The sequence below is a fragment of the Gelidibacter sp. genome (assembly GCF_039916245.1).
Classification (GTDB): domain Bacteria; phylum Bacteroidota; class Bacteroidia; order Flavobacteriales; family Flavobacteriaceae; genus Gelidibacter.
In genome coordinates, this window is record NZ_JBDSLS010000108.1 from 40,445 (window position 1) to 51,858 (window position 11,414).

General features: G+C 37.2%; 9 protein-coding genes. 4 read left to right on the forward strand and 5 right to left on the reverse strand.

Annotation, left to right across the window (positions count from 1 at the left end):
* Positions 1–52: 52 nt before the first annotated feature.
* Positions 53–541: a peptide-methionine (R)-S-oxide reductase MsrB gene (gene msrB / locus ABIQ28_RS05460; RefSeq protein WP_348035869.1), complete on the reverse strand. Its 489-nt coding sequence runs from the start codon at positions 539–541 to the stop codon at positions 53–55.
* A gap of 183 nt (positions 542–724) precedes the next feature.
* On the opposite strand from msrB, the gene glgB reads away from it, so the two are divergent.
* From glgB to ABIQ28_RS05480, 4 genes are all read left to right on the forward strand, one after another.
* On the forward strand, positions 725–2,851 hold the full coding sequence (gene glgB, locus ABIQ28_RS05465) for a 1,4-alpha-glucan branching protein GlgB (RefSeq protein WP_348035870.1): 2,127 nt from the start codon (positions 725–727) through the stop codon (positions 2,849–2,851).
* A gap of 199 nt (positions 2,852–3,050) precedes the next feature.
* Positions 3,051–5,456 (forward strand): glycoside hydrolase family 31 protein, encoded by a 2,406-nt coding sequence (locus tag ABIQ28_RS05470; protein ID WP_348035871.1) that lies wholly within the window; start codon positions 3,051–3,053, stop codon positions 5,454–5,456.
* 105 nt (positions 5,457–5,561) lie between these two features.
* Complete coding sequence (locus ABIQ28_RS05475; RefSeq protein ID WP_348035872.1) at positions 5,562–6,380, forward strand: M48 family metallopeptidase; 819 nt, start codon at positions 5,562–5,564, stop codon at positions 6,378–6,380.
* 220 nt (positions 6,381–6,600) lie between these two features.
* A complete protein-coding gene (locus tag ABIQ28_RS05480; RefSeq protein WP_348035873.1) occupies positions 6,601–7,977 on the forward strand; it encodes an MFS transporter in 1,377 nt (458 codons plus the stop codon).
* 81 nt (positions 7,978–8,058) lie between these two features.
* Here the strand turns inward: ABIQ28_RS05480 and ABIQ28_RS05485 are convergent, their stop codons facing one another.
* The 4 genes from ABIQ28_RS05485 to ABIQ28_RS05500 all read right to left on the reverse strand — a co-directional run bounded on the left by ABIQ28_RS05485 (position 8,059) and on the right by ABIQ28_RS05500 (position 11,073).
* Positions 8,059–8,772, reverse strand: coding sequence for a head GIN domain-containing protein (locus ABIQ28_RS05485; RefSeq protein WP_348035874.1), 714 nt, complete (start codon positions 8,770–8,772; stop codon positions 8,059–8,061).
* A gap of 79 nt (positions 8,773–8,851) precedes the next feature.
* Positions 8,852–9,934, reverse strand: a complete 1,083-nt coding sequence (locus ABIQ28_RS05490; RefSeq protein WP_348035875.1) for a hypothetical protein — start codon at positions 9,932–9,934, stop codon at positions 8,852–8,854.
* 10 nt (positions 9,935–9,944) lie between these two features.
* Positions 9,945–10,499, reverse strand: a complete 555-nt coding sequence (locus tag ABIQ28_RS05495) for a hypothetical protein (protein ID WP_348035876.1) — start codon at positions 10,497–10,499, stop codon at positions 9,945–9,947.
* A gap of 13 nt (positions 10,500–10,512) precedes the next feature.
* Entirely contained in the window at positions 10,513–11,073 is a 561-nt protein-coding gene (locus tag ABIQ28_RS05500) for an RNA polymerase sigma factor (RefSeq protein WP_348035877.1), read from the reverse strand.
* Positions 11,074–11,414 lie beyond the last annotated feature (341 nt).

The following is an 11,414-nucleotide window of genomic DNA, read 5'->3' on the forward strand; positions in this document are numbered from 1 at the left end:
AGGGATTTTGAAACATAAAAATCCAGTTCTTATTGAGAACTGGATTTTTTTATTATTTGGCACTAGGAATAAACTCCAGGGCTACCCCATTGATGCAATGACGTTTTCCTGTGGTTGCTTTTGGGCCGTCATTAAAAACGTGACCTAAGTGGCCGCCACATGTTGCACAATGTTCTTCGATGCCCATATAGGCATTGCCACCTTTTTCAAATGCGACATTGCCTTCAATAACACGGTCAAAACTTGGCCAACCGGTTCCGGAATCAAACTTGTTTTCGCTTTTATAGAGTGGCGTTTTACAGGCTGCGCAGACATAAACTCCCGGTTGGAAATTTTTATCTAACGGACTTGAGAATGCGGGTTCAGTTCCTCCTTGTCTTAGTACACGGAATTGCTCGGCGCTTAATTCAGCCTTCCATTCGGCGTCTGATTTTGTGACTTTATATTCTTTATTTTGAGCTGTTTTGCTATCTTTTTTTTGGGCTGAACTATTGCAGCTAAAAATAAGACTGAATAAAACTATAAATGGCAGTGTTTTCATAATGATGGATTTGTGATTTTAATATTAAGTCGAATGGTATTATGTTTCCTTTCTCAATAAAGTGTTAAGATAATCACTAGGATTTTAAATCGCTATTTCTTGTGACTTCGTTTACCTAATTTTAGTACTTTAGGTTTTTATTTATCATCTATTAACATAATTTAACCCTCTTAAGCCTTAAATATGCCGAAAGTAATGCCTTGTAGTCGTTTTACCGATTTTGATATCAATCTGTTTTTGGCTGGAAAGCATTTCAGGCTTTATGAAAAATTTGGATCTCATATTATGGAGCATGAGGGGGTCAGAGGCACCTATTTTGCCGTTTGGGCTCCCAGTGCCAAAAAAGTTTCTGTGGTTGGTGATTTTAATGATTGGAAGGAAAATGTACACGAACTGAATGTTAGATGGGATAAAAGCGGTGTTTGGGAAGGTTTTATTCCGAATGTTGGAAAAGGGAATATCTACAAATACAAAATCACAAGCCATCATAACAATATAAAAACAGAAAAGGCCGATCCGTATGCACGTCGTTCGGAACATCCACCTCACACCGCATCTATTGTTTGGGAAGATCACTATCAATGGAAGGATGAGAATTGGATGTCCAAACGTAAAAAAAATAATGCATTGGACGCACCACACTCTGTTTATGAAGTGCATTTAGGGTCTTGGAAACGTCATGAAACCGAAGACAGATTTATGTCTTATGTCGAGTTAGCCGATGATCTTGTGACGTATGTAAAAAAAATGAAATTTACCCATGTAGAGCTGATGCCTATTATGGAATTTCCATACGATCCCAGTTGGGGCTATCAAATTACGGGATATTTTGCGCCGACCTCACGTTTTGGTTATCCGGAGGAATTCAAGTTTTTAGTGGACACACTTCATAAAAACGACATTGGCGTCCTTTTGGATTGGGTGCCTTCTCATTTTCCGGAAGATGCCCATGGATTAGGCTATTTTGACGGCTCTTGTTTGTATGAACATCCTGATAGACGTAAAGGCTATCATCACGACTGGAAAAGCTTGATCTTTAATTACGGTCGTAATGAAGTGAAATCTTTTTTGATCAGTAATGCACTTTTTTGGTTCGATCAATACCATGCGGACGGGTTGCGAGTAGATGCCGTGGCTTCCATGTTGTTTTTGGATTATTCCAGAAAGGACGGGGAGTGGGAGCCAAACATACATGGGGGAAGAGAGAATTTGGATGCTGTTGCTTTTATTAAGGAGATGAATGAAGCGGTGTATTCCAATTATCCAGATGTCCAGAATATCGCTGAAGAATCCACCGCATTTCCGATGGTTTCGCGGCCGACATTTTCTGGCGGACTCGGTTTTGGGATGAAATGGATGATGGGGTGGATGCACGATACACTTGAATATTTCAGTAAACCACCAATTTACAGACAATACCATCAAAATGACCTGACATTTTCAATGACCTATGCGTTTTCTGAAAACTTTATGCTGCCCTTAAGCCATGACGAAGTGGTTTATGGCAAGCGTTCCATTTTAGGACGAATGCCCGGTGATGAATGGCAACGGTTTGCTAATTTAAGATTGTTGTACAGTTATATGTTTACGCATCCTGGAGGTAAGTTGCTTTTTATGGGCTGTGAATTTGGACAGAGCAATGAATGGAATTTCAGACAAAGTTTGGATTGGCATTTGTTGGATTCCCAATACCATCAAGGCATTCAGAATCTGATCATAGATTTGAATAATTTGTATCGAACGGAGCCCGCCATGTATGAGCAACAATTTTCTGGCGAAGGTTTTGAATGGATTGCCTATGATGATCATAAAAACTCAGTTTTGGTTTACATGAGAAAAGGGAAGGATCCTAAGGATGTCGTCATTGTGGCCTGTAATATGACACCTATACCAATGATAACCTATGGCATTGGTGTTCCTCACAAAGGTAAACTTGAAGAGATTTTCAACAGTGATGCCATGGCTTACAATGGAACGGGCGATTTTAAGAACAAAGTGTTTACGGCTAAAAAAGCAGTATTGCATAATCGGGGTTATTCCGCAGAAATTACTATTCCGCCATTGGGAATGGTCGCTTTTAAATATGTTGAAATGATTCAATCCTCCAAAAAACATTTAAATAAATCAGTAGAAAAAAAGGATGTGAAAGTTATTAAAAGTTCGAACAAGAAAGTCGGCAAACTTATATCCGAACCGAATAGTTCATCTAAGGAAAAGGATAAGAAAAATACTGATGAAACCAAAAATAAAATTCAAGTGGCAGATAAGTCTCCCAAAGTTATATCTTCCGAAAAACGAATAAAAAAGTGACTAATTAAAAACCAACAAAAAACGACTACAAAATCGAGTGCAACCAAGGTAATCACTAAGAAAATTGGCAAAAAACAATAACTGTCAATCCTATTTCATCAATTACACAAAACTCAAACGTTATAGTTGATAAGTACTATTAACTTAAGTTTTATATGTATAATCTTATGCGTTTTTTTGTGAGATTTAATAGCAAATTATGATTGTAAATACTGAATTAGAAAATAAAGGGAATTTATTCCCATCGAAAATAATAGCTTATAAAAAAGATGTAGACACACTTTATTTTTCAACAGATAATGATGTGGTTCTTGAAATGACCATTTTAAGGGATAGTGTGATCCGTTTCAGATATACGACTACGGGCACCTTTGAAAAGGATTTCTCTTATGCCATTACAAAATATGCCAGTAAAGGTTTTAACCATCTTGAAATTGAAGATGAGGCCGAATCCTATAAGGTTACGACATCAAAACTCATCTGCCATATTAGAAAAGACGATTTAAAAGTTCACATTTTTGATGCCAAAGACCATAAACTCATCAATGAAGACGAATTGGGATTTCATTGGGAAGAAAGCTATGAATATGGTGGGAACATCGTGAAAATGAGCAAAATCTCTCATGATGGCGAAAGTTATTATGGGCTTGGTGATAAACCTGAGGAGCTCAATTTAAAAGGCAAACGTTTTGAAAACTGGGTTTCGGATAGTTACGCCTTCGGAAAAGGGACGGATCCTATCTATAAGGCCATTCCGTTTTACACGGGCTTGCATAATAAAAAAGCGTACGGAATTTTCTTTGACAACAGCTTCAGATCTTATTTTGATTTTTCTCAAGAAAGACGGAATGTTACCAGTTTCTGGGCGCAAGGTGGTGAAATGAATTATTATTTCATCTACGGTCCTCAAATGGAAGATGTCGTTGCCAATTATACGGATTTGACAGGGAAACCACACCAATTGCCGCCATTATGGGCTTTAGGTTTCCATCAATGTAAGTGGAGTTATTATCCGGAATCTACTGTAAAAGAAATCACCCAAAAGTTTAGAGATTTAAAGATTCCTTGTGATGCCATCTATTTGGACATTGACTATATGGATGGCTTTAGATGTTTTACTTGGGATAAAAATAAATTTCCTGATCCGAAACGCATGGTTAAGGAATTATTGGATGATGGTTTTAAAACCGTCGTCATTATTGATCCAGGAATTAAAATCGATAAAGATTATTCTGTTTTTACCGAGGCTGTTGAAAATGATTATTTCTGTAAACGCGCCGATGGCCCTTTTATGAAAGGTAAAGTGTGGCCTGGAGAATGTTATTTTCCAGATTTTACAAATAAAAAAGTACGTGATTGGTGGTCGGATTTATTCAGGGAATTGGTTGAGGATGTCGGCGTTAGAGGGGTTTGGAATGATATGAACGAGCCTGCCGTTATGGAAGTGCCTAACAAGACATTTCCCGATGATGTACGTCATGACTATGATGGGAATCACTGCAGTCATAGGAAAGCGCATAATATCTATGGAATGCAAATGGCAAGAGCTACTTACCAAGGCGTGAAGAAATTTGTGTATCCAAAACGTCCATTTGTCATCACACGTGCAGCCTATTCAGGGACGCAACGCTATTGCTCGACATGGACAGGAGATAACATTGCTTCTTGGGAGCATTTATGGATTGCCAATGTTCAGGCACAGCGTATGGCGATGTCAGGATTTTCATTTGCTGGCAGCGATATTGGAGGATTCGCCGAGCAGCCTAGTGGTGAACTATTTACACGTTGGATCCAATTAGGTGTTTTCCATCCATTTTGTAGAGTGCATTCTTCAGGAGATCATGGCAATCAGGAGCCATGGACTTTTGATGAGGACGTGACCAATATTGTTCGTAAATTCATTGAATTACGCATGCAGTTATTACCTTATTTATATACTTCCTTTTGGAAATATGTGGAAGAAGGTACGCCAATGCTAAAATCGTTAGTGTTATTTGATCAGGACGACGTGCATACACATTACAGATCTGATGAATTTATTTATGGTGAACACTTGTTGGTTTGCCCAATTTTAGAGGCAAATGCTCGCGGCAGACGTATGTTTGTGCCACGTGGCGAATGGTTTAACTATTGGACGGATCAATTGGTATCTGGTGGAAAGGAAATGTGGGTGGATGCGGATATTGAAACCATTCCAATTTTTGTAAAAGCAGGAGCGATTATTCCAAAATATCCGATCCAACAATATGTTGGCGAAATTGATATTGAGGAAGTGACCTTGGACGTTTATTTTAAAAACGGAAAGGAAGCTTCTTCCTTATATGATGATGCGCACGATGGTTATGATTATACCAAAGGTCGTTTTAGTTTACGTACGTTTAAATTGACTGGAAAATCAGACGAACTTATTATCCAACAGCATAAGGAAGGAAAATACGATGCCGGTTACCAAAAATTTAAAATTAAGTTTCACGGACTTCCGTTTACCGTGAGCAAGCTTCAGGTTGACAACGAAGAAATTCCTTTAAGTGACGTCAAAATGAATGGTGACAATACGATGATCGTCGAAAAAGGGTTTTCGGAATTGCATATTTTTGGAAAATAGGAGGTTACAATAAATTTATAAAGCTAAAACAATTTCGATTTGAATTAACTCATTAGTTATTTTTCGTGTAATTTTATCCCATAAAATATTTTAAAGAATTATAAAATGAAATATAAAAATTCAATAGTAGCGATGGGTGGTTTGGCACTTTTTTTATCTTGTGCTACAAATCCATTTACAGGAAGTAAGACGTTAGCGCTTGTGCCTAACTCTCAGCTTTTCCCAACCGCTTTTGCGCAATATGATCAATTTTTAACTGAACACAAGATCATAAAAGGCACAAAAGATGCAGAAATGGTTAAACGTGTCGGTCAGAAAATAGCCGTCGCCGCTGAGCGCTGGTTAGATGCTAACGGCTATCAAGGGTATTTAAAAGATTACAAATGGGAATACAATCTGGTAGAAGATAAAACCGTAAACGCTTGGTGTATGCCAGGTGGTAAAATTGTCGTATATACAGGTATTTTACCAATAGCAAAAGATGAAGCAGGATTAGCTGCCATTATGGGTCATGAAGTGTCACACGCCCTTGCTAACCATGGACAGCAACGTATGAGTGCGGGAATGGTTCAGCAATTAGGATCTGTTGCTGGGAATGTTGTGATTAAAGATCAAGAAACTTTAAATCTGTTTAACCAAGCTTATGGTATTGGATCTGAAGTAGGATTAATGTTGCCATTTAGTCGAAGCCATGAAACAGAAGCCGATGAAATCGGTCTATATTTAATGGCCATTGCAGGCTATGAGCCGATGGAAGCGGCGAACTTATGGAGACGTATGAGCGCACAAAGTGGAGGACAAGCACCACCTGAATTTTTGAGCACGCACCCTGCCAATGAAACACGTATCAGAAACATTGAAGCACACGCTGCTAAAGCAAAAGAAGAAGCCAGAAAATTTGGAGTGACTACTTTTAAAAGTTAATCCATCTCTGTTTTAAAATAAATATCTATTTTTAAAAGCTGTTCTATTCCAAAATTGGAGCGAACAGCTTTTTTTATGTGAAATATTAAAAACAGAATTAAGACCGCTTCGCTTTCAGAATATTGAATCAAGACAGGATCCGATAAATGTTATAGGTTTTAGCTTTTATGGCGACTATTGGAATTTGAGTATAAAAAATAAAAATAAATAATAATTCATAATGGAACCACTTCAAAAAGGAAGCAAAAAATTACTGAATGCCTGGGCGTTTTATGATTGGGCAAATTCAGTATATACGCTGACCATTGCGTCTTCAATTTTTCCGATTTTTTATTCGTCGTTGTTCATTGCTGAAATTAAAAAAGTGGATGCTTTCGGTTTTGAATTTAAAAGCACGGCCCTTATTACCTTTGTGACTGCTTTCACATTTTTGATCGTCGCAATTTCATCGCCTATTTTGTCAGGTATTGCCGATTATGTTGGCAATAAGAAAAGTTTTATGAAGTTTTTCTGCTATTTAGGCGGACTTGGTTGCATTGGATTATTTTGGTTTAGCCTCGAGAACATCCATCTTAGCTTGCTGTTTTACTTTATGGGCTTGCTGGGTTATTGGGGTAGTTTGGTTTTTTACAATTCTTATCTTCCGGATATTGCCTTTCCTGAACAACAAGACCGAATTAGCGCCAAAGGCTTTTCAATGGGATATTTTGGAAGCGTGCTTTTATTGATCTTTAATTTGACAATGGTCATGATGCCTGAGTTTTTTGGCTTTGATGTTTCTGTAGCTCCAGATATTTTAGCAACGGGATCAGCAGCCGAAATTGAATTGGCAACAGAAGCAGCTAAAAATGCGGCATCTGTTGAAGCTATGAAAGTGTCCTTTATAACGGTAGGTGTGTGGTGGATTTTATTTAGTCAGTACACTTTTTATATTTTGCCTAAAGGCGTTTCTAATGGGCATAAGGTTACTAAATCCATTGTATTCAACGGCCTAAAAGAGTTGCGAAACGTTTGGTTAGGCTTGACTTCTAATTTAAGGTTGAAACGTTATCTCGCTGCCTTTTTCGTTTTTAGTATGGCGGTGCAAACCATTATGTTGGTGGCCGTTTATTTTGGAGAAGAAGAAATTGCTTGGGTTGATAGTGGTCAAAAAACCATAGGTTTAATTATTAGTATTTTGATCATTCAATTAGTAGCTATTATTGGTGCGGTTTTAACTTCAAAAGCATCGGCTAAGTTTGGAAACATCAATACCTTGATCGCCATCAATATGATCTGGATGGGCTTATGTTTTTATGCCTATTTTATGATTACGCCCATGGACTTTTATATTGCAGCCATTTTCGTTGGTTTTGTGATGGGAGGCGTCCAATCGTTGGCGCGTTCCACCTATTCCAAGTTTTTACCAGAAACAAAGGATACGACTTCCTATTTTAGTTTTTATGATGTCGCCGAAAAAATAGGAATCGTTATTGGCATGGTCATTTTTGCGACTATAGATCAAATTTCGGGTAGTATGCGCAATGCGATTTTATTCTTGTTTGTGTTCTTTTTAGCGGGTATTATATTACTGTTTAGAGTGCCCAAATCAGAGTAACCATTAATAGTCAACTCTGTTTGTGGAATTCTTTTAATCACTAAGCTATGATTTGAAATCTATGATTTAGACTACTTACAATTAGTTGCTTATACTTCCTGAACCCGCCACTTTGGAGTCTTCAGTTTTTGGGTTGCCTCTGTATTTAATATCGCCCGAACCTGTCACACGTGCTTTTAGGTGACCATTGCAAACCACTTTTGCATCTCCTGAACCTGTCACAGAAACATCGACATCAGTAGCATCCAAGTTAAAGCCTTTGTATTCTCCAGAACCAGAAACGCTTACGTTTAACGTGTTAGTCTTTCCTTTTAAATCCAATTCGCCAGAACCATTAACACCAGCTTCTATTGAAGTGACATCTAGGTTTAATTTTACATCGCCAGATCCTGTTACTGAAACTTTGAAACGCGTGGTCGAAATAATGCCTTCATTCCAAACATCTCCTGAACCAGCAAGTGATACAGCACTGATGTCTTCAAAAGGAACCGTAATTTTAATGGTTTTGTTTCTGGAAGTTTGCAAACTGATATTATTTTCTGTTTTAATAGTCAAATTACCATTTTTGACTTCGGTAATAATATAGGGTAATAGATTTTCTTCACCTTCAATTTTAATCTGACCTTCTTTTCCAGAAACTAAAACATAGTCGAAAGATCCTGCAAAATTCACGGTATTATAATCGGAAGTGGTTCTGGTTACGGAAGTGATATTACCATTTCCTTTAATTCTCTTTTGTGCTTGAATAGTGCTTGCAACCAATAATGCTGCAATTAAAACGATTGATTTTTTCATAATAGAGTTTTTTGTCATTTCCGCGAAGGCGGAAATCTTATTTAATTTTAGTCATTTCCGCGTAGACGGAAATCTGTTATTAATTTCTTTTGAAGGTTACACTGCCGTAATCAGAAGTAATTTTAATGAGGTTGTTAGTGTTGGAGTTTCCATAATATCCTTGATAATACTTGTCAGAGGATTGTGTTTTTTGCTTGGTGAATTGAAAGTCTTCAGCACCTCTAAGCGAAGCGTATTCCAATGTGATGTCAAACCTAAATTGGTATCCAGAATCGTAACCGATAGTTACACCAGTATAATCGGAGTCAATAGAGACATTACCAGCATTGGCAGTCATTCGATCAATTTTTATGGAACCATAATCGGCGTTGACTTGGATATTCTTGTAAACCTCTCCGAAACGTGCCGTAAGATAATCGCCTTTACCTTTTACATTATTTGCTTTGTCAATAGTTATGGAGCCATAATCACAGGTATAGCTGACTTCTTCAGCAATTTCTACGACTGACCTTGTGTAATCGGCATTGATTTCCAGGTTTTTTGTTTTTGCAACGGTAAATCCGCTATAATCGGCATTGATTTTTCCACTTTTAATGAATTCAAAATAGCTGTTGTTGGTATAATCAAATGAAATGTAATTATTGTCTGCCAACAATTCTTTGGTCGTAATCTTGCCATAATCACAGCTTATTTTTGCTTGGCCTTCCAATCGATCCAAATTAATGCTTCCGTAATCATTGTTCAAATCGACACTATTGGTTATGGGCAACTTTATTAGGTAATTGATTTCCATATTGACATTGCTGTTTTTACCCCAATTCCACCAAGTGTTGGAATTCTTTTTATTGAATACCGTTTTTGCAGAAACCAGGCTGGATGACGCTTGAAAATCGACCGTGATATCATTCAGTTTTTCTTCTACTTTTTCTAAACTATTACCGTTGGTTTTGATTTTCACTTCAATACTAATCGTGTTTCCCGAATAGGTAATAATATTAATGTTGCCATAACTGTTGTTGATTTTTAATAACGCCTCACGGTTTACGGAGAATTCTTTTTTAATGGTTTTTTCTTTCGTGTGTTTGCCCTGCCATCCAGATTCTGCAAAAGTTAAATGGGAGAGAAGAAGGAATATAACGAGAAAATTGAATTTGATTTTCATGGGTTTTAATTTAAAGGGTCATTTGATTTTGTTTTACTTCTTTGAGTTGCTTTATGTCCTCAATTGTTTTTAAGACGTTTTCCAACAGCTCGATGCGGCTTTGGAAATTACTGATCATGGCATAAATGACGCGTTTGTCATTACCGCTATCTTTTAGGTCAATTTTAAGTCGTTCATAATTTTTTTCTAAGAGTTCCATTTGCTTCAAAGCATCTGAAACCATCATTTCATTCTCTGGACTGCGCTGATCTCTTATTTTGTTCAATTCAGAGGTAATCGCCGCAGTAAAAAAGTCTTTGGTTTGTGATAATTCTGGAGACACACTTGCCAAGCCGTTCTCTTGAGGTTTGTTATGTATGAAAAAGAACAAACCAAAGCATAAAACGATGGATGCTGCAATGGCCAAGAATGGCTTGTAAAAGGTGCGCTTTGGCTTTTTATCACTCACATTGCTGTTAGACTTTAGCCTGCCTAAAAACCGTTGCTCATGTCCATCTTCTGGCATTTCGTTGTCAAATTCATTTTCTAAATTCTTGAAAAGTCTATCTAAGTTGTCTTCTTTCATTTTTTTTCGATTTTTAAAATCCGTCGACAAGCGTTAATTTTTGTCTCAAACTGTCTTTGGCTCTGGAGATCATGGTTCGGCAATTGGCATAACTAATATTCATAATGTCTCCAATTTCTTCATAATCATAGCCTTCAATTAAAAACAGAGTCAAGCCGATCCGGTAATTATCTTTTAAACTTTTCATGCACTGCATGATTTGGGCGGCTCTGAGATTGTTCCATTCATAATCTTCTTCAACACCTTGTTCGTCTTCCACTCTATAAACGACATCATCTAAAGGCACATCTTTGTTTTTTTCATTTTTATGATAATCGTAAATACTATGATTGACGACAATCCGCTTTAACCATGGCCCAAACATCGCCATGTCTTTCAATGTGTCCAGCTTCGTAAAAGCCTTCAAAAATGATTCTTGCATGACGTCTTCGGCCTTAAAACTGTCTTTGACAATTCTAAAACTCGTGTTGTACATGGCTTTGTAATACCTGTTATAAACCTCCATTTGTGCACGTTGGTTACCAGATTTACATTGCTCAAGCAAGACTTCAATATGATGGTGGGTTAGTGACAAAAAACAATTACTTTGATATAAAGATGAAGTTATTTAAACTTTGTTACAGTTTGTAAAAAAATAAAGACAAAAGATACAAGAATATAGAGAAAAGAGTGATGTCAGCAGATAATCGAAGACAGATGACGGAAGACAGATGACCGAAGACAGATGACCGAAGACAGAGGACCGAAGACAGAGGACTGCTGACTGAGACCTGCCGATTGAATACTAAGTCCCACAAACCAATTATGGCATAACTATTGAAAACATAGGATAGGAACCTTGATGATTTGTGAGTTAACCTTCTGGTTGTCAATGTTTGTTTTGATTTTATAGTAACGTTAAAAATAACATTGTGT

Bases quoted from the DNA above. Each gene is read 5' to 3' on its own strand.
- msrB (WP_348035869.1), bottom strand. From the start codon at position 541: ATGAAAACACTGCCATTTATAGTTTTATTCAGTCTTATTTTTAGCTGC.
- glgB (WP_348035870.1), top strand. From the start codon at position 725: ATGCCGAAAGTAATGCCTTGTAGTCGTTTTACCGATTTTGATATCAAT.
- ABIQ28_RS05470 (WP_348035871.1), top strand. From the start codon at position 3,051: ATGATTGTAAATACTGAATTAGAAAATAAAGGGAATTTATTCCCATCG.
- ABIQ28_RS05475 (WP_348035872.1), top strand. From the start codon at position 5,562: ATGAAATATAAAAATTCAATAGTAGCGATGGGTGGTTTGGCACTTTTT.
- ABIQ28_RS05480 (WP_348035873.1), top strand. From the start codon at position 6,601: ATGGAACCACTTCAAAAAGGAAGCAAAAAATTACTGAATGCCTGGGCG.
- ABIQ28_RS05485 (WP_348035874.1), bottom strand. From the start codon at position 8,772: ATGAAAAAATCAATCGTTTTAATTGCAGCATTATTGGTTGCAAGCACT.
- ABIQ28_RS05490 (WP_348035875.1), bottom strand. From the start codon at position 9,934: ATGAAAATCAAATTCAATTTTCTCGTTATATTCCTTCTTCTCTCCCAT.
- ABIQ28_RS05495 (WP_348035876.1), bottom strand. From the start codon at position 10,499: ATGAAAGAAGACAACTTAGATAGACTTTTCAAGAATTTAGAAAATGAA.